The following is a 20,159-nucleotide window of genomic DNA, read 5'->3' as shown; positions in this document are numbered from 1 at the left end:
TTTGTCGATCTGTTTAAACAATTCACATCAGCAATTAACAATCAATTAGCGGTCAGTATACTGCTGCTCGTAGTATAACTGGTAATTACCGGAAGTCACGTTTTCCAGCCATTCGGTGTTTTGCAGGTACCAGTCCACAGTTTTGGCCAGGCCTTGTTCAAAAGTTACCGAAGGTGCCCAGCCCAGCTCGTTCATCAGCTTGGAAGAATCGATAGCGTAGCGCAGGTCGTGGCCGGCACGGTCTTTTACAAACGTGATCAGCTTGCGGGAGTGTCCTTTTTCACGGCCCAGCTTTTCGTCCATCACATCGCACAGCAACTCGATCAGGTCCAGGTTCTTCCACTCGTTGTTGCCACCAATGTTGTAGGTATCACCAACTTTGCCATTATGGAAAATAACATCAATTGCACGGGCATGATCCAGCACATAAAGCCAGTCGCGCACGTTTTCGCCTTTGCCATAAACCGGCACCGGCTTTTCGTTCTGAATGTTATTTATCGCCAGCGGAATCAACTTCTCGGGGAAGTGGTTTGGGCCGTAGTTGTTGGAGCAGTTGGAAATTTTAACCGGCAAACCATATGTATGATACCAGGCACGCACAAAATGATCGGAACTGGCTTTGGAAGCCGAATAGGGTGAGCGCGGATCGTAGGCAGTTTCTTCTGTAAAAAAGCCATCTTCGCCAAGCGAGCCGTATACTTCGTCGGTAGAGATATGATAAAACAGGTGATTCTGCAGGTTAGCTACCCAGTGCTTCTTAGCCACGTTCAGCAAATTCACTGTGCCGATCACGTTAGTATTTACAAAAGCCAACGGGTCTGCAATGGAGCGGTCTACGTGCGACTCGGCAGCCAGGTGTATAACGGCATCGAATTTATAGTTGGTGAAAATCTCCTCCAGATAGGCTGCATCTACAATATCGCCTTTCAGGAAAGTATAGTTTTCACGCTCCTCAATGTCTGTCAGGTTTGCCAGGTTGCCGGCGTAGGTCAACTTGTCGAGGTTATAGATTTGGTAATCCGGGTATTTGGTAACAAACAACCTGACTACGTGTGAACCGATGAACCCGGCCCCGCCTGTAATTAATACTCTCATATTATGCGTTTGCAGTTGATTCCTGTAAATGTAATTGCCAGTTCCAGGCACTCAGCATGGTTTCTTCTAAGGTGCTGGTTGTTCTGAAGCCAAGTATTTCTGTTGCTTTTGTAACGTCAGCATAGATTTTAGGCACATCGCCGGCACGGCGAGAACCTATTTTATAGTTTAGCTTTACGCCTGTAGCTTTCTCAAATGCATGCACAGCCTCCAGCACCGTTGTGCCACGGCCTGTACCTACATTAAAGAATTCTATACTTTCAGCTTTATTGCTCAACAATCTTTCTATGGCTACCACGTGGGCTTTTGCCAGGTCCACTACATGCACATAATCCCGGATACAGGTACCGTCTGGGGTATCGTAATCGTTGCCAAATATAGTTACCTGCTCGCGTATGCCTGCTGCAGTTTGCGTAATAAACGGCACCAGATTATTCGGAACGCCTAATGGCAATTCACCAATTTTAGCTGATGGGTGCGCCCCGATCGGGTTAAAGTATCGCAACGCGATTGTCTTCAGGCTGCTGTCGCTTGCGGCAACGTCCGTCAGAATTTCCTCGCACATTTTTTTGGTATTGCCATAAGGCGAATTAGCCTTTTGCACCGGCGTTAGCTCCGTTACGGGCAGCTCGGCAGGTATGCCATACACCGTGCACGACGACGAGAACACCAAATTATTAACCCCGAATTCTTCCATCACCTGCATCAGCGCCATTAAAGAGCCAACATTGTTCTGGTAATATTTAAGAGGCTCCTCCACCGATTCGCCTACTGCTTTGTAAGCTGCAAAATGGATAACGCCGGCAATATCGCCTTCCTTTTTAAACACATCACGCAGGGCATAAGTGCTGGTGCAATCGATGCGGTGGCAGGTTATACTTCTGCCCAAAATAGCTGCAATTCCTTCCAGCGCGCTTTCCTGCGAGTTAGAAAAATTATCTACAATTACAGGTTCATAACCTGCTTCTACCAACTCTACTACTGTATGCGAGCCAATGTAGCCGGCTCCACCTGTTACTAATATCTTATTCATTTTCAAAGCTTGCTTTCAGAAGAAAGTATTAAGGTTGTAATATACCTGTTGCAGATATCACTACAAATGTAATATTTTATACTTACAGGATAATTCTATAACAGGAAAAGTATACTTAAAGTATGGCCTGCACTATGCGCTCTTTCCCAAACAAATCCTGAATTATGCCGGCTTCAGAAAAACCTGCTTGCAACAGCTGCTCCCGCACTTCGGCTCCGTAACGTTCGTTTATCTCGAAGTATAACTTACCGCCTTTGTGTAGAAGGTTGGCAGCAAGTTCGGCAATACGTTTATAAAACCTGAGCGGATCTGTGTCTGGCACAAAAAGGGCCAGGTGCGGTTCATACTCCAGCACATTCGGGCGCATGCGGGCCTGCTCTTCTTCCAGCACATACGGCGGGTTACTGGTGATAATGTTGAGCGAATGAGGTGCTATACTTGTAATGTCTTCAAAAACATCCTGGTGCAGCCACTCTATGGGCAGTTTATACTTTGCAGCATTGGCTTTGGCAACTTCCAGGGCTCCTTCCGAAACTTCCAGCCCGTATACTTTCGCTGTATCCAGGTTAGCGGCTAAAGCTAACGGAATGCACCCGCTGCCGGAACAGATATCCAGCACACGCAACCCGGTTTTACCCCGATGCTCTTTTACTACCCTATCTACCAGTTCTTCAGTCTCGGGCCTCGGGATCAGGACACGTTCATCTACCAACAATTCAAGGTCGTAAAAATGAGCGGAACCTAGAACATACTGCAGGGGCTCGTGCAGCAAAAGCCTCTCCTGAATAGCTTTTATACTTTGCGCAGCTGCTTCACTCACATTTTCCTGGCGACTTAAACTCAGCTCTAACCGGTTTTTATGCAGCACATGCTCTGCTACCTGGTTTGCCATGGCACCGGCTTCATCCTCTCTGTAAATAGCAGAGAGTGCGCTTTTAAATTGTTGTATGGTTTCCTGAACAGTAGGCACGGGCGTATTTTATTTGGTCAATTTAGGTACCTTTGCAAAGATAGAAAGAAACCATGACAACGGCTGACGAACTGTACATGCGGCGCGCACTGGAGCTGGCTCAGTTAGGCGCTGGCTATACTTCTCCTAACCCAATGGTAGGTTGCGTAGTGGTGCATGATGGTAAAATTATTGGCGAAGGCTGGCATAAGCAATATGGTGGCCCGCATGCCGAAGTAAATGCCATTGCCGCTGTAGAAGATAAAAGCTTGTTACCGAAAAGCCGGGTATATGTAACGCTGGAGCCTTGTTCGCATTTTGGTAAAACCCCGCCTTGCGTTGATTTACTCATCAGTAGTGGTGTACGCGATGTAGTTATCTGTAACACTGACCCAAACCCATTGGTAGCAGGGCGCGGTATCCGGAAATTGTTTGAAGCGGATGCTCAGGTAAAAGTAGGCGTGTTGGAATACGAAGGCCTGGAGCTGAATAAGCGTTTCTTCACGTTTCATGAAAAGAAGCGGCCTTTTATACTTCTGAAATGGGCTGAAACAGCCAACGGATTTATAGCCGGCCCTAATTGCGAGCAGGTACAGATCAGCGGAAAACTGGCGCAACAACTGGTGCATAAATGGCGATCGGAGGAACAGGCCATTATGGTGGGTACCCGCACGGCGCTCTACGATAACCCACGCCTGAACACGCGCCACTGGAGCGGCCAGAGCCCAACACGCATTGTTATCGATAGGAACCTGCAACTCCCCGAGCACCTGCACCTGTTTGATAAAAGCACCGCAACTATAGTTTATACTTATAAAAGCCGGGAAGATCAGCAGAATGTATACTTTGTGCAGCTGCAGCAACACGAACCGATATTAGATCAGATCATGCAGGATCTGTACAACCGCAATATACTTTCTGTGATGGTAGAAGGCGGCACTATTTTACTTGAGAGCCTGCTGCAGGCCAGCCTTTGGGACGAAGCATTTATACTTAAAAACACTTATAAAACTATAGCTGAAGGTATAAAAGCTCCGGCCATGGTAAAGGGCCAGCTAACAGCATCACAAACTTTAGGTACAGATCTGTTGTTGCATTACCGGAACAATTGAGCAATTAACAACCAGCAATATCTATTCAGTCATTCAAAATTCAGTAATTCAAAATTAAACTTCATGGCCGAATCACTTATAGTAGACCAGACCCTCACGAAAGAGGAAAAATATAAAAGCCTGCTCCCGCAGATAGAAGCGCTAACAACCGGAGAAACTGACCTGATCGCCAATATTTCGAATATGGTGGCTGCTTTAAAGCAAGGTTTCGGCTTTTTTTGGGTAGGCGTATACTTTAATAAAGAAGGGCAACTTGTATTAGGTCCGTTCCAGGGTCCGATTGCCTGCACGCGCATACCTTACCACAAAGGCGTTTGCGGTGCCTGCTACACCCGCCGCGAAACTATACTTGTACCTGATGTAGAAGCTTTTCCGGGGCACATTGCCTGTAGCAGCGATTCTAAATCTGAAATTGTAGTGCCTGTAATTAAAGATGGTGAAGTAAAACTGGTAATTGATGTAGACAGCGACCAACTAAACGATTTTGATGAGGTAGACCAGAAGTATCTGGAGCAACTGATGAAACTGGTAGAAAGCTGGTATTAGTTTGGTTGTTAGCTGCAGACCCCGTAGCGTGCGCAGTTCCTGCGAAGTATAAAAACAAAAAGGCCGTTGCAAGTATAAATTGCAGCGGCCTTTTCTAATATCTAACTACTAAAATCTAGTATCTGAATATTATCCAAACAAAGTTGGCGTTTCAGTTTTAAGTTGGGCAATAACGGTTTGGCCGCCTTTTGTTTTCTGGCCCAGCTGCACTTTCACTTCAGCATCCAGTGGCAGGAAAACATCTACGCGCGAACCGAATTTAATGAAACCGAACTCTTCGCCCTGGCTTACCTCATCTCCCTCATTTACATACCATACTATGCGGCGCGCCATAGCGCCGGCAATCTGGCGGAAAAGCACCTCAGGGCCTGCAGTAGATTCTACTACCACGGTAGTACGCTCGTTCTGTGTACTTGATTTCGGGTGCCAGGCTACAAAATAGTTACCCGGGTGATACTTGAAATACTTCACAATGCCTGATATCGGGTTACGGGTTACGTGCACGTTTATCGGCGACATGAAAATAGAGATCTGCTTGCGCTTGTCTTTAAAATATTCGGTCTCTTCTACCTCTTCTATAACCACCACTTTGCCATCGGCAGGTGCTACCAGTAGGTCTTCGTGCAGCAGCAGGTTGCGGTATGGGCTCCGGAAAAACTGAAGTATAAGCAGAAACAGCACGGCTGAAACTCCGGAAAAGATGCGGTTAAAGGTATCATTGTCTGCATTGAAGTTGTAGAGCAGCAGGTTTAGCACCAACAAGGTCAATAAAGTGAATAACAGTATCCTTCTACCTTCTTTATGAATTTTCATCCGTGATTTATATTGGCTGCAGGTTTTTGTAAGTTATAATAGCCCATCCGTTTAAATTGGATGGGCTATTACCTGCAATAAAATTATGTAAACTTTAATGTAATTAACAAGAAAAACGATTAAAAACCGCCACGATACTTGTAAGTCATAGCTACTTTATCGATAGCTACGATGTAAGCTGCAATACGCATAGGTACGTTATACTTCTGCGAAGCTGCATAAACACGCTCAAAAGACTCGTTCATGATACGCTCGGCACGCTCGTTTACGCGCTCCAGTGTCCACTTAAAGCCCATGCGGTTTTGTACCCACTCAAAGTAAGATACGGTTACACCACCTGAGTTAGCCAGGATATCCGGTACAACCATAATGCCTTTTTCGTTGATGATCTTGTCAGCCTTATAAGAAGTAGGGCCATTAGCACCTTCCACAATAAGTTTAGCCTGTATCTTCTCTACGTTATGGATCGTGATCACATCTTCCACGGCAGCAGGCACCAGTACATCTACTTTAGAAGTAAGCAGGTCATCCGGATTCATTTGCTCAGCGCCTTTGTATCCCTCCAGGCGGCCGTTGTTACCGTTCTTATATTCAATGGCCTCGTCTATGTTAATACCGTTATCGTTCCAGTAAGCGCCGCTAACGTCGCTCACACCCAGAATTTTAACGCCACGGTCAGCCATTAATTTAGCAGCCCACGAACCTACGTTACCAAAGCCCTGTACTGCAGCTGTAGATTTGGTTGGGTCCATGCCCAGTTTTTCCATAGCAGCCATAGCCGAAACCATAACACCACGACCAGTTGCCTCTACACGGCCAAGCGAACCACCTAACACAAGCGGCTTACCTGTTACCACAGCGTGTACGGTAGAACCTTTGGTCTTAGAATATTCGTCCATTAACCAGGCCATCTCGCGTGGGCCTGTACCCATATCCGGAGCCGGGATATCCTGGTCTGGTCCGAAAATATCTATCAGTGATTGTGTATAGGCTCTTGTAAGACGCTCAATCTCACCTGCAGACATTGAATAAGGATCGCAGATAATACCACCTTTAGCACCACCGTAAGGAATATCAACTACGGCACACTTCCAGGTCATCCAGGCAGCTAGGGCCTTAACTTCATCCAGGAACACATCCGGCGCGAAACGAATACCGCCTTTAGACGGGCCCAGGATTGTAGAATGCACTACGCGGTATCCTTCAAACACACGCACTTTGCCGTCGTCCATCGTTACCGGAACGTTAACGATAACCTGACGCGTAGGCGATTTCAGAACATTGTATGTCTCTTCATCCAACCCAAGCACTTCAGCAGCAATATTAAAACGCGACATCATCGATTCGAAAGGGTTCTCCCTATCTTTAATCGGCGCAGGCTCTTTGTATAACATTGTTTTGTCTACTATGATTATTTATCAGTAATTAACAATTGTGGCGGCAAAGTTATATAATTTATACTTACAAGCGCCTAACAAACAAGTAACAAAAATCAGAAAATCTTCAGGAAGGCTACTATAAATGGAATTGCCATCAGCAGGCTGTCGAATCTGTCTAATATGCCGCCATGCCCGGGCAGCAAGGTGCCGGAGTCTTTTACTCCCAGACTACGTTTCAGCAACGACTCTACCAGATCGCCCATTACACCAAAAACAGACATTATAAGCGCAATGCCTATCCACTGGTACAGCTCCAGGTCCTGAAAAAAGTATGAAAGCCCCCAGGCTACAAGTATGGCCATTAATACACCACCAGCCCAGCCCTCCCAGGTTTTACCCGGCGAAACCCGCTCCAGTAATTTATGTTTGCCAAATGATTTTCCGAAAATGTAAGCGCCGGTATCAGAAGCCCAGGTCAGGAAGAGCACGCCAAGTATAGGTTGCCAGCTGTACTCGCCTTGCAGGTAGCCCAGTTGGTGCAACAGCCCGAACGGAACAGCCACATAAATTGCACCCAATAAGGTAAAAGCAATATTGCTGAATGGCTGCTGGTGTTTTCTGTATAACTCAAGCAAAAATGTAAGAAAGAGAACGGGCACCGAAAGATAAAGCAGCTCGGCTGGCATAATTTCTTTTTCTACCAGGAAAACTGATGTGAAGAACAGGGCACCTAAAGCTAAACCTGATTTATAGTTTGGTTTTATACCCTGCGTATTTACCAGCTTATAAAACTCTACCATACCCAGCAGCGTGAGCCCCAGGAAAAGCAGGAAATAGGTCCACTCGCTAAACAGGATACCCCCGATGAAAAGTATAACGCCCAATACTCCGACTATGACGCGCTGCTGCCAGTTACTTAAGGTAGAGATCTTTTTATTCATGCAAGGGTTGGTAGCCGGAATAAGGCAGCTGTAAAAGTAACAGGTTTATAGGTATTAGGCAATTGTTTACAAAGTATCTGAAGCAGGCTCTGGCAGCTCCTGGTTGCGGAGGCGCAGCTCTGAAAAGTGTTTATGCAGGAAGTATAAAACAGCTGCGCTCAGCACCAGCGAAAGTATAATACTATACAAAGGCATCGCTTCTGTAGATTCAACATCAAACTTAACGGCTTTGGTTTGGTGCAGATAAAGCAGCAATACCGAGAAGCCGTTGTTTACAAAATGCGCCACAATGGGCACAATAATATTACCCGACCAGTAGTATAAATACCCGAACAAGGCACCCAATACAGCACGCGGCACAAAGCCGAAGAACTGCACATGTATGGCTGCAAAAATCAGCGCCGCTACCCAGATAGCTACATGCGGATTTCCGGTCCAGCGGTGCAATTGCTTTTGTACAACCCCTCTGAACACCAGCTCTTCGCCAATGGCAGGTATAACCGCTATTACCAACAGGCCAACCAGCAGGCGCGGCAGGGTGCCAAAATCAGCAATCAGTTTTGTAAGTTCAGCCAGTTCGTCTTCTTTGGCACGCGCCCATTCCTCAAGCCCTTTCATAAACCCAGGGAACTTAGCGGTGGCGTTCCATTCTATAATAACCGAGTTGGCAGGCATTATAAGCAACACCAGCAGGCCGCTTAATAAAATCAGTGGCAACCATGGGCGCTCTTTCCAGTTCAGGTACAGGTTTATGTTGTAACCACTCACCCTTAGCAGGTAAAGTGGCGCAATTACAAAGGAAAAAAACTGCACCAAGCCCTGGAACATGAGCATGGCATTAGCCCCATTAGGGTAAGCAGCAGGATTTTCTACAATCTTCACCAGCTCCATTATACTTATCCCAAAGATCCAGTTTACCAGCAAACTATAGAAAAAACTGGCTACAAAATAGCCCCCCGTCATGAAGGCTAACAGTAGCAGCAACACGAAAAATGGGTGTACATCCTTGGTTATGAAACCTTTCATAGAGAAGATTAGGTTTAATTGACGTAAATTTACGCGAAAATTTAAATTTTGCTTTGGTAAAGATAGCGAACATAGAGCTGGGAGAGTTTCCGCTGTTGCTGGCACCCATGGAGGACGTAAGCGATCCGCCGTTCCGAAAAGTGTGCAAAGCTAATGGCGCTGACCTTATGTATACGGAGTTTATATCCTCCGAAGGGTTGATACGTGATGCAGCAAAAAGTATCCAAAAACTGGACATTTTTGATTACGAACGCCCGATTGGTATTCAGATATTCGGGTCTGATATAGACTCGATGCGCGAGGCTGCCATTGTTTCATCGCAGGCCGGCCCCGACCTGATCGACATTAACTATGGCTGCCCGGTAAAGAACGTGGCCTGCAAGGGAGCCGGTGCCGCCCTGCTGCGCGATGTACCTAAAATGGTGAAGATGACCGAGGAAATTGTGAAAGCAACACACCTGCCGGTTACCGTAAAAACCCGCCTCGGCTGGGACGAAGACACCAAGTATATAGTGGAAACTGCCGAAAGACTGCAGGATATTGGTATACAGGCGCTAAGTATACATGGCCGAACACGCGTGCAGATGTATAAAGGCGAAGCCGACTGGACCTTAATTGCAGAGGTAAAAAATAACCCGCGCATGAAGATTCCGATCTTTGGCAACGGTGATATTGATTCGCCGCAGAAAGCGCTGGAGTATAAAAACAAGTATGGCGTAGATGGCATTATGATTGGCCGCGCCTCTATTGGCCATCCCTGGATCTTTAACGAGATCAAGCATTACATGAAAACCGGCCAGGAACTGGCACCGCCAACCCTGGAGGAGCGCGTGGAAGTATGCCGGCAGCACTTTACGCACTCGCTGGAATGGAAGGGCGATAAGCTGGGAATTTTTGAAATGCGCCGCCATTATACTAACTATTTCCGTGGCCTTTCGCACTTTAAGCCACTGCGCATGCGCCTGGTGCAAACCGAAGATATCCAGGAAATCTACGACATTCTGGATGAGATTGCACAAACCATGAGTTACGTGTAACCTTTTTGGGCAAGTATAAAAGAAAAGGCCGCTAAGCTATCTTAAGCTCAGCGGCCTTTTGTAATTTTGCACTCAACATATTTCACCAATACTGCTATCAAAACAATAACTACCCCCGCACCGGAAAAACCCGCTACCTCTGCCCTTGCCTGGTTCCTGATGATCATACTTGCCCTTATCTGGGGCACATCGTTTATTCTCATCAAGAAAGGCCTGGTAATCTACACTTCAGATGAGCTGGGAGCTTTGCGCATTACCATTGCCTGCTTTACACTGTTGCCTTTTGCCATAAAACACATCCGGCAGGTAGAGCCGCGCCACTGGAAATTTTTGCTGGGCAGCGGCTTGCTGGGCAACCTGATTCCGGCTTTCCTGTTCGCTTACGCTGAAACGCGCCTGGCCAGCGGCTTAGCCGGCGTGCTTAACTCGCTTACCGCACTGTTTACATTGCTGGTTGGTGCTATGCTTTTCCATCAGGCCATTACCTGGATGCGCATGCTGGGCATTATAGTTGGTATTGCGGGCACAGCTGTACTTATTTTCTCGGGTGGCAGCGCCAACATGGACAACACCTTTTACGGTATCTATATTGTGATTGCCTGTATCTGTTATGGCGGCAGCGTAAACATTATAAAGCACCGTTTGCAGGGCATGAAACCGCTGGTAATGTCGAGCGTGGCGTTGCTTACGGTTGGCCCAATGGCTCTAGGCTACCTACTTACAACCAGTGCGATAGATAAACTGCAGCATGCCCCGGGTGCCTGGGAAGCGCTGATGTACATAGCTATACTTGCTGTTTTCAGCACGGCGGTAGGCTTGGTGCTTTTTAACAAGCTGATCCATATTTCAACTACCTTATTTGCCAGCTCTTCTACTTACCTTATACCTATAGTTGCCTTAATGTGGGGCGTGCTCGATGGCGAAACTATACATCTGTGGCACTACGTAGGTATGGTAATTATACTTGCCGGCGTGTTTATCGTGAACCGGGCGAAGTAGACAGTTATAACATTGCTATAAAATCAGAAAGGCCCTCAACTTTGAGGGCCTTTCTGATTTTATACTTTCGGCTCTATTACTGCCTGATAAGCTTATGCTGATAGGTCTGGTTATTTAGCTCTATTGTCAGGATATACAAGCCTTGCTGATAGCCTTCGCCTATAGTTACCGGCAATACAGAAATCCCGGCCTCAACTGTTACTTCATTTTTGTAAATCGTTTTGCCTACGGCATCGCGTAAACTGATGATAGCCTGTCCGGTTGCCGCAGCATCGATGGCTAACTCCAGGCGGTTATGGAACGGGTTAGGATAAGCTTTTATAGTAGTGCTGAACACCTGGCCGAAGCTAACAGTTTTAGGACCGTATACTTTAACTGTGCCATCCAGGTCGCGCTGGCGGAGGCGGTAGTAGCGCGTTCCGTTCTTGCCATTTTCAGTATCGGTAAACGTATATTCCTGCTTTACAACTGAGTTAGTAGTTTTGCTCTGCACAAAGCCCAGTTTGCGGTAACTATAACCATCCGCTGATACTTCTACGTCAAACCCTTCGTTATCTTTCTCCATCGCCGTTTCCCACCTCAATACTACATCCGAGCCACTTTTGACAGCTTTAAACGAGAGAAGCTCTATTGGTAACGGTATGTTTCTATCACCAAGTGTAAAGCTCGTTAAGCTACTAATTCCTGAGACCGATACTTTATTTACAGCTGGCGCCAGGTTGGTTGTACTTGCTGCAGGTAGAGCAGTCCATTTATTGCCGGCAGCGTCTGATTGATACAATGAAAGACTACCGTTTGAAAGACCATTGAGCTCATGATTCAGGTAAAATATACCTACTGTAGCATTTAGTTCTGAGCCAGGGCTATCTGGTTCTACTTTAAAGCTTCTGAGTATACTTTTACCGGTTGTACCCACAGTAGTACCGGTAACACGGGTAACTTTAGTTAACCCAATTGGCGCTCCGGCCGGATCAGGCTGTATATTTATACCTATGTTACCGAATGTTTCTGTAACGCCGGCTGGCAAACTGCGTGTGGTTTCTACTATACCTGTTACATAATTGCCTTCACTTTCTATAATAGTAGCAGCATTACCTAGCGTTACTTTATACCCACCGGTGTTTATTTTGCCGCTTGTCAGCCTAAGCTCGTTTGTTACATCTGTGTTACCTGCCAATGCTTTATCGCCTCCGGCAGATAACAGGATCTTGCTGTAGTTTAACGCTGGAATAACCTGCGCCCCGGCACCATTAAAATCTATAGTGCTTTCACTAGTGATGAGATCTGCTGTAGCAGCATCCGTTATTGTAAAAGAGTTGGCTATACCGGTAATTCCGGAGAAAGTTTTAGTACCGCTTCCGCTTAAGTTCAGGTTATGGTAGTTGAGCGGGAATACACTCTGGTCGCCTGCTTTGGTGTAATGAACCGTGGTAATATTGGTTCGGGCATCTACCGGAGCTGTACCTGGCTTTGTGAGCGCTTCTGCAATTCTGGTATCGCCGGCGGCAAATGTTTTAGCACCTGTGCTGCTTAGCGTAAGCGTATTATAGTCGAGGGCAGCTACAACCTGCGTGGCAGCACCATTATAGTTTATAACAGCAGGTGTAATTACTGTTGCCGTAGTTGCTTTGGTCAGGTTGCCGGCTATACTTGCTGTGCCTACCTCGAAGGTAGCTGTGCCCGTGTTCAGCAGATCGAGATGGCCATACTGTATGCTTTTTATACTTTGGTTGATGCCGTTGTATACGATGGTACTGGCCGGAGTTAAAGTATAAGCATCGAAAACAGGCAATGAATTAGTACCCCCTACCTTCATGGTTGCGCCATCAGCTACTGCAAGTGTAGTGCCTGAAACTGCCTTTTTAGTAAGTGCCCGGGTGGCTGCATCAAGAGTTCCGGCAGCTACATCTATACTTTGCATTTCGTTTATGTCGGCGGCCAGCGTTACTGTTGTGGCTGCCGCAGCTTTACTGATGCGCAGCTGGTTTATACTTACCGGACTTGCCGAAGTTATACTTGCTGCATTTGTGCCAGTAAACTCAACCTGGTTTGCCGGTGCACTAAAGCTTGTGCCATTGTTAACCAGGTTGCCATGCAGGGCGATATTTTTATTAACAATTAAACCGGCGCCTCCTGCTACTGTCAGGTCGTTCATTACCGTTGTTCCGGTGCCATCTATCTTAGCTGATGCACTGGTAAAGTTTATACTTGTAGCTGGTGCGTTAATAGTGCCATTGTTCAACAGGTCGTTATCAAGTGTTAAGGTTACGGCTGCACTGTTTAGGGTCGCATTTGTAACTGTTATGAGGTTAGCTACCCGTGTATCAGCCTGCAAGGCTCTGGTGCTGCCATCCTGAACGGTTAAATAACCATACACTACCGGCGCTATAGCTATACTTCCTCCGGAGTAAATAACTGTGCTATTCAAACCCAGTGTATTTGTTCCGAAGTTTGCCGGGTAAATAGCTGCGTTATTAATGCGTAATGTAGCGCCGTTGGCAAGCGTAAGCGTTCCGCCAGCTGCGTTTCTGTTCATCGTATGGCCATTCAGCACCAACGTTCCGCCCTGCACACTTAAATTTCCAGTTAAAGTAGAGCTGCCAGTTGTAGTTAATGTGTTGCCTGTTGTCTTGCTCAGGTTATTGAACGTGGTAGCCGATACGGTCTGGTCTGCGCTGCCCGAGAAGACAACAGTGCTGGCGCCCGCTGTAAAAGAAGAGATATTGGCTGTACTCCAGTTTCCTTTCAGATCGATAATAGTTGTAGTTGCGTTAGCCTGCAACCTGCCTGCACTTATACTTACATTTCCGGCTACATTAAAAGTTGGTACATTCAGGTTTAAGAAACCGTTATTATTGATGGTAAGGTTACCGGTTATACTTTGTGCCGCCGCTGAAGTATAAGTTGCCATACCTCCCGGTTTATTTATAGTAAGATGATGGTAAGGTACGGTTGCCACTACCTGTGAGCCCGTGCCATTATACATAACAGTGCTGCTACCTGCAGTAAAAGGAGCGCCTGCTTCGTAAGTATAATCTCCTCCGATGGCTAAAATGCCGTTGCTCAGCGCAACACTGCTCGAGCCTCTATGCTGCAATGCGCCTGCAACCGTTATGTTACCCGACCCGCTGCTTAGCGCAATGCTGTTGCCGGCACTGCCATCGTTCAATACCAGGTTGCCCCCTACGCTCAGAGGGTTATTATTGACGTTTAAAGAATGTAGTATTGCAGAGCCAGCACCTGTAGCTTCCAGGTTGCCTGTTACGGTGAGCGAGCCGGTTGCAATGTTTAAATTAGTCTGGCCCGCTCCTTTATACTTTAAGCCACTGATGGTAACTGCAGAGTTTATAACCGGATGGTTGGTAGGTACTACTTCGCCTAGATTTGCGATATCGTTGCTAAGTGGGGCAACAACTGCAGAACTGACGTATCCATCGGTTGTGTTCAGCCAGTTATCCGCCAGCTCCCAGGCGGTGCTTGTTCCACCAACCCACCTGTATGTGTTCGGGCTGGCCGACATTGTCCAGGAACCATCCATACTTGTGAGAGCACTTCGGCTTACCCAGTTATCGGTAGCATTCGCACTCGTTCTTCCCTGCGTAAGCCATCTCGCCACACCTGTATTGTAGCGGTATAGTTGCAAGCCGGCTTCGTTGTTTCCGTTCAGGTCAGCATCATAATACTGTAGCTGCAAGGTTCCGTTTGTGTAAGTTCCTGCTGGTATAGCTACTGCATACTTTCTGTTGATGGCCCCCAGGTTTGTAAAATCAGTTATACTTTCGGAGGTTACGGTCATACTTGCCTCGTTTATGCCGCTTGGTGTTGCAAAAGTTAGCTGTGAGTAAGGTGCATTAAAAGCATAAGCTATGCCGTCGTTAAAAGTATGGCTTCTGGTTACAGTACCTATCACCCATCCGTTGCCGCTTCTGTTATTAAGTATATTTACCTTATTTGCTCCTGTCTGTATGGTTCCGCTGGTCATTTGCAGCATTGAGGCTGTTACACTATTATTCAGCGTAATGGAGTTGCTCATACTTGTTTTGCTCAGCGCCAGGTTATTAAATACTGTGGCTCCGGTTATACTTTTATCAGCTGCTCCGGCAAAAGTTATGGTGCCGTTATCGTGGTTAAATACTCCGGAGTTAATAAAATTCCCATTTAGGGTATGGTTGTATGCACCAGCATTTAAAGTTGCTCCTGCACTTATAGTTATGTCACCGTTAACGGTTACTGCCCCACCAGCTGTTTTAATCCCGCTGTTTGCCAGCACCAGGTTATGATAGCTTACCGGAAGTATAGTTTGCGCGGCCGTACCATTATAATGCACTGTGTTGGGTGTTGCTGTGGAAATATCGAAAGCTGAGGTGCCTCCTTTTGTAAATGCCCCGGCTATATGCAGATTGGAATTGGCCATCAGGCGCAAGCTTGTGCCAGTTATTGCTACATCATTCAGGTAATGCGTGTTTGCGAAGGTAGAAGCAGATGCAAATGTTGCTGTGCCGGCTGATGCTGTTAATGCACTTGTGCCGCTCATTGCCGAGGTAATTGTAAAGGAACTAGCCGTGGAAGTGGTATTGGCAATGTTAAGCCCGAAGAAGCTCATGCTGCCCGGCCCTGCTATACTTTTGCCTGCTCCGGCCATACTTACTGTACCTGCACTGGCTGTAAAATTCTTGCCCGCATTAGTTGTAAAGTTTCCATTCAGGGTCATACTTGAAGCTGTTGTTACAATACCATCAATGGTCAGGTTCTGGAAGTTAAGGCTATTCCCGCTAATACTTTTGCTGACAGTATTTGTAAAGGCAATGGTGCCATCTGCCACCTGTGAAATGCCACCGGTTGCACTCAGGTTGCCGCGTATGATTAAAGATGGAAATGTAACGTAGGTGCCTGTGCCGTTTACTGTCAGGTTAAAGAACTCCGGTGAGTTGGCCGTGCCGCCTATTGTTTTGTTCGTGCCTGTCATGGTTACAGTGCTGGCATTGCCTGTAAAAGTACCGTCTGCTGTCCAGTTTCCGCCAACAGTATGCGTTGCACTACCGCCATTAAAAGTAGAGCCTGTGCCTATTGCAACATTACCTGTTACATTTATTGCTGCCCCAGCTGTAAAAGATGCTGTTCCGGAGCTTATCAGGTTTCCTGCAACCGTCATGGCTGTGGCAGGCATTGTTTTGGTGCCCGAACCGCTCAGGTGCAGGTGGCCATAGGTTTGGAGAGCTACCGTTTGGTTAGAGCCATAATATTCTACTGTACTGTTTGCATGCAGTGTGTTTGTGCCATAGTTTGCCGGAAAGGTGTTAGTGCCGCCAATACGCAGCGTTGCTCCAGAGGCTATGCTTAAGGTGCCGCCAGGGCTTGAGATTCTATCCAGAGTGTTAGTTCCGAGATCAAGTACACCTGCGTCAATAATTAGTTTTGTTTCCTGTGAGTTAAATACACTTGTATTTCCATTTAAAGTTTTAGTACCACTTCCACTTACTCTTAGTACTGCATACATTATTGAGCTTTCTATTACCTGATTGCCACCTGCATAGTCTATTATCCCTGTGACGACCATGCTTGTAGGCTTAATAGTATAGTTGTTAAAATATGTTGGTGCTTTCACCATTACTGTAGCAGCATCTCCAATCTGAAAGGTTGTATTATCGCCTGCTATACTTGGCATAGTTACCAGGCTTGATCCTGGATCTAAAGTACCATATACTTGCAAGGATGGCTGTGTTGTTCTGTTACCGCTTGTATTAGAACGGGCAACCATGCTTATACCAGAAGTCAAGTTAATACTCCCTCTAATAATAAGAGTGTTAAAACTATTAAATCCGATTCCTCCAATCGATTTACTTGTTCCGGAAAACTCAACTTTAGGGTCTTGTGTACTTCGAGCATTAGCAGATTGACCTTGTACAAATATTTTTTCAGTGTAGGTCCCATTATTGGTCCAACTACCTTTTATTGTTAAATAACTCCCTTCATTTTCTAGTTCACTGTTTGCCGCAATTACCACATCTCCATGTACCGTAAGGCCTTTATCACTAGTAACCAATAATTTAGAAGTGTTTACCCCTCCAACTGTTAATGAAAGACACTCAGCAAGATAGTTTTGCTCTATAGTGGGTTGCTTATTACCAGTAAAACTTGCATCACCTATAACAACATGCTTTGTAGCATCCGGTGCACCTGCCGTCCAGTTCGTAGGGTCGTCCCACTTTGTTCCGGTACCTTTCCAGCGTGTTGTAGTTTGGGCCATCAGCAATGCACTTTGCATGCACAGCAGAATAATGGCAAAAGATAGTTTCAGAGGTGACAAATTTCTCAGGTAAGTAAAAATGCCCATAACAGTTTAAATTTTACAGTGATATTTTAAGGGGTTATTCCTGGCACAAACCTTAAGCGCCAGCCTATACCCAAAATGGAATTATGCACACATAAAATTGAACTAACTCAGAAGACTGAATGACTTCAATAGGAATGGTTGATTGCACAGCTTGCGCCGCAACATAGATTTAAAACTTGACCTATAATCATTATAACTATTCTTGGCAGCCATAATAATCCTCATGCAACAGTTTTTAAATATTATATAAATATATATAACATTATCAATTTAACAACACATTAATTGCACTGATTTTTGTTAATTTATAACTAGTCCAATTTTATAGTAGATTTCTTGCCTTGCGGGAAATTTATGCTTAAAATAATGCAATAAAAATTTTGTGTAATTCTACTTTAGAATGCACAAAACAGCATTTAACTTATTGAATTACTGCACCTTGCTGATGCATAAAAAGCGATGAAAAGGATGGATGTAGTTGCTGCAAAAAGAAAAGTATATTGAAAGCAATTATTAACTACAGTGGCTGCATGCAACCACTGCTAAAGTTGAAATCAAATAAACCAATGAAATTGTCATCGGTCTAATCTTAAATATGAAGGAATCAGGTCAGGGGTAGATGGTAAAAATCGTGAACCACGGCCCGTGCCCCGTAACTCTCTTTGTTTCGGATAAGCCCTTCATTTAAGTATAAACCCTCTTGTTCTGAAGATACTCCAAAGCTGAAATACTCTTTATAAGGGTATACTTCGGTAATAAGATAATCTGTTAGCACATCTAAAGCATTTAGCTGCTGGCCTTGTGGTGTGGCGGCAATATACTGGCAATGCGCAACGGTAGCCGTTTCATAAACAAGTATACCTCCTAAAATCTCCCCTTCTAAAGTAGCAGTAAACAGCTTTATGTTATCCGGAAAACGGGCGGCCAGCATTTTCACTTCATCTGCTGTGTGAGCTGGGCTTGTTTTATACTTCTGCTGTAGTAAAGCTTGTTGTATACTTAAAAACTGATCAAAACTATAGCTTTGGCCGAGTTGCAGATTATGTTGGGCTTTTTGCTTCAGCTTTCTTTTCCTGAGCGTGGCGTAAGGCAGTTTATTGGTTAGTGTGATTACAGAATTTATATCGCGGCGGTATAAACTGGCTCCCATCCTGAAAAGGGCATACAGGTCTTCTTCGGCTGGCAGTTGGTGATAGATGTGCGGTACGGTTTTATACTTTATACTTGCAAAACCCTGCTCCCGGAAGTATAAAGCCATCTTTTCAAACACTTGCAGCATCAGCGCTGTCTTCATGCCGGCGTCACTGATTATGCCGCCATAACTAAGGCCTCCGTGCGAGTATACCTCCGGCCCCTGTTGGTTAGCAGGCAGCAGCGCAATTAATTTATTATTGTAGTAAAACAGCAGCGAGTGGTCGGTAAACCTGTCTGCGTGGTAATCCATGTAATCGCGTTGTAATAGAAAGGTGCCGTTTTTAGAGGCGGCCACAAAAGCATCCCACTCAGATTTATACTTCGCGCTATACGTTATTACCTGCAGCAATTTTCTTTTTCTCAGTATAAACAAATCAATTACTGTAAAGCATAGCCATACTTAGCCAACTTTCAGAACTCAGCACCCCTGAGCCTACCGGTTCAGAACAATTCTAAAAGTGGTGCCTTTTCCAACTTCAGACCACTTTACAAAGAGCTTTCCCTGGTGGTAGTTATCGATAATGCGTTTTGCCAGCGCCAATCCTAAGCCCCAGCCCCGTTTTTTGGTTGTAAAACCAGGCAGGAAAACAGAGTCTACTTTACTTTTAGGTATTCCTTTTCCTGTATCTGTAATATCCAAGGCGATGCTGCTTTTCCCCAGCAATACTAACTGCAAGGTTATACTCCCTCTTCCCTCCATGGCATCTACTGCATTTTTACAGATGTTCTCAATTACCCAATCAAAAAGTGGCACATTAACTTTAGCCGTTATATCTGGTGAGAAGGATGATTTTACGCTGATTTCTACCTTCCGCGAAATGCGATTCTGTAAATAGTTTATCGCATTCTGAGTTACCTGCAGTATGTTCTCGTCGCGCAGCAACGGCACTGAACCAATATTGGAGAAGCGTTCCGTAATTACTTCCAGTCGCCGGATATCTTTCCAAAGCTCCGCCACTATGGCTTCGTTCTCAAATTTGGGGCTGGCCTTCATGTACTCGTACCATGCCATCAGCGATGAGAGTGGCGTACCTAACTGGTGGGCCGTTTCTTTGGCCAGGCCAACCCAAACCCTGTTCTGCTCAGCCTTCCGCGAATAACTAAAAGCAAAATAGGCCATAGATGCAAAACAGGCAATAACCATAAGCTGCACATAAGGGTAATAGCGCAGTTGCGATAACAAAGCAGAATCTTTATAGAACACGTAATTTTCAGAGCCTTCGGCCCAGGGCACTACAATAGGCGCATGCTGCGCCCGCATTTTTTCTATCTCACTGCGCAGGTGCTTGTTCTTCTTGCTTTCCGAAATATTGTCTGGCAGGTTAATGTTTTTGTAATCCAGAATATTTTCCTGCTCATCTGTGAGTATTACAGGTACGGTATGGTTAGAGGAGAGAATCTCTTCCTCAATAAAAACGATATTATCGTCGCTGGGCGCGTTGATCATGTAGCGCAAACCTTTGGCATATAGCTGCACCAGTTTCTGCTCACGCTCAGATAGTTTACTTACCAAAACATTCGTATACATGATGGTGGCAGCGCCAATAACCAGGGCAACTGCAACCACAATAAGTTTAATTCTGTTCTTCTGGGAGTAAATCGGTATCATGCAGGGTACACGAAAATTATTTGAAATTAGTATAAATTAATGAAATAGGGCAAGAAGTTTCGTTTTAAAAAAATCATACAGTAAATTTGTAC

General features: G+C 45.6%; 14 protein-coding genes. 4 read left to right on the top strand and 10 right to left on the bottom strand.

All coding sequences use genetic code 11. The features are described 5' to 3' along the window. Positions 1-45 precede the first annotated feature (45 nt). The 3 genes from rfbB to prmC form a co-directional block, all read right to left on the bottom strand. Entirely contained in the window at positions 46-1,095 is a 1,050-nt protein-coding gene (rfbB, locus tag LWP20_RS01705; protein ID WP_242926382.1) for a dTDP-glucose 4,6-dehydratase, read from the bottom strand. Position 1,096: 1 nt separating this feature from the next. Beyond that, complete coding sequence (gene galE, locus LWP20_RS01700; protein WP_242926381.1) at positions 1,097-2,128, bottom strand: UDP-glucose 4-epimerase GalE; 1,032 nt, start codon at positions 2,126-2,128, stop codon at positions 1,097-1,099. Positions 2,129-2,243: 115 nt separating this feature from the next. Then, complete coding sequence (gene prmC / locus LWP20_RS01695) at positions 2,244-3,098, bottom strand: peptide chain release factor N(5)-glutamine methyltransferase (RefSeq protein ID WP_242926380.1); 855 nt, start codon at positions 3,096-3,098, stop codon at positions 2,244-2,246. A 53-nt stretch (positions 3,099-3,151) separates the two neighbouring features. Here prmC and ribD point away from each other — a divergent pair, with 53 nt between their 5' ends. Together ribD and LWP20_RS01685 are read left to right on the top strand one after the other, a co-directional pair. Then, positions 3,152-4,189 (top strand): bifunctional diaminohydroxyphosphoribosylaminopyrimidine deaminase/5-amino-6-(5-phosphoribosylamino)uracil reductase RibD, encoded by a 1,038-nt coding sequence (ribD, locus tag LWP20_RS01690; protein ID WP_242926379.1) that lies wholly within the window; start codon positions 3,152-3,154, stop codon positions 4,187-4,189. 63 nt (positions 4,190-4,252) lie between these two features. Continuing rightward, positions 4,253-4,735 (top strand): GAF domain-containing protein, encoded by a 483-nt coding sequence (locus LWP20_RS01685; protein ID WP_242926378.1) that lies wholly within the window; start codon positions 4,253-4,255, stop codon positions 4,733-4,735. 129 nt (positions 4,736-4,864) lie between these two features. On the opposite strand, the gene LWP20_RS01680 is transcribed toward LWP20_RS01685, so the two are convergent. From LWP20_RS01680 to LWP20_RS01665, 4 genes are all read right to left on the bottom strand, one after another. Next, a complete protein-coding gene (locus tag LWP20_RS01680) occupies positions 4,865-5,548 on the bottom strand; it encodes a phosphatidylserine decarboxylase family protein (RefSeq protein ID WP_242926377.1) in 684 nt (227 codons plus the stop codon). Positions 5,549-5,667: 119 nt separating this feature from the next. After that, on the bottom strand, positions 5,668-6,942 hold the full coding sequence (locus LWP20_RS01675) for a Glu/Leu/Phe/Val family dehydrogenase (protein WP_242926376.1): 1,275 nt from the start codon (positions 6,940-6,942) through the stop codon (positions 5,668-5,670). A 98-nt stretch (positions 6,943-7,040) separates the two neighbouring features. Beyond that, on the bottom strand, positions 7,041-7,868 hold the full coding sequence (locus LWP20_RS01670) for a phosphatidate cytidylyltransferase (RefSeq protein WP_242926375.1): 828 nt from the start codon (positions 7,866-7,868) through the stop codon (positions 7,041-7,043). Positions 7,869-7,934: 66 nt separating this feature from the next. Continuing rightward, complete coding sequence (locus LWP20_RS01665; protein WP_242926374.1) at positions 7,935-8,894, bottom strand: CPBP family intramembrane glutamic endopeptidase; 960 nt, start codon at positions 8,892-8,894, stop codon at positions 7,935-7,937. A gap of 53 nt (positions 8,895-8,947) precedes the next feature. On the opposite strand from LWP20_RS01665, the gene dusB reads away from it, so the two are divergent. Both dusB and LWP20_RS01655 read left to right on the top strand, forming a co-directional pair. Continuing rightward, the gene (dusB, locus tag LWP20_RS01660) at positions 8,948-9,931 is read left to right on the top strand and encodes a tRNA dihydrouridine synthase DusB (RefSeq protein WP_242926373.1); all 984 of its coding nucleotides are present in this window, start codon (positions 8,948-8,950) and stop codon (positions 9,929-9,931) included. 66 nt (positions 9,932-9,997) lie between these two features. Continuing rightward, a complete protein-coding gene (locus LWP20_RS01655; RefSeq protein WP_242926372.1) occupies positions 9,998-10,930 on the top strand; it encodes a DMT family transporter in 933 nt (310 codons plus the stop codon). A 76-nt stretch (positions 10,931-11,006) separates the two neighbouring features. Here LWP20_RS01655 and LWP20_RS01650 read toward each other — a convergent pair whose 3' ends face one another. The 3 genes from LWP20_RS01650 to LWP20_RS01640 form a co-directional block, all read right to left on the bottom strand. After that, positions 11,007-17,264, bottom strand: coding sequence for a T9SS type A sorting domain-containing protein (locus LWP20_RS01650; protein ID WP_242926371.1), 6,258 nt, complete (start codon positions 17,262-17,264; stop codon positions 11,007-11,009). A 604-nt stretch (positions 17,265-17,868) separates the two neighbouring features. Next, a complete protein-coding gene (locus tag LWP20_RS01645; RefSeq protein ID WP_242926370.1) occupies positions 17,869-18,807 on the bottom strand; it encodes a GNAT family N-acetyltransferase in 939 nt (312 codons plus the stop codon). A gap of 84 nt (positions 18,808-18,891) precedes the next feature. Next, positions 18,892-20,067 (bottom strand): sensor histidine kinase, encoded by a 1,176-nt coding sequence (locus LWP20_RS01640; RefSeq protein ID WP_242926369.1) that lies wholly within the window; start codon positions 20,065-20,067, stop codon positions 18,892-18,894. Between the last annotated feature and the right edge of the window lie 92 nt (positions 20,068-20,159).

This window comes from Pontibacter vulgaris, from assembly GCF_022758145.1.
GTDB classification, from domain to species: Bacteria; Bacteroidota; Bacteroidia; order Cytophagales; family Hymenobacteraceae; genus Pontibacter; species Pontibacter vulgaris.
Note: the sequence above shows the minus strand (reverse complement) of the source record. Positions and strands in the feature narration are given on the sequence as shown.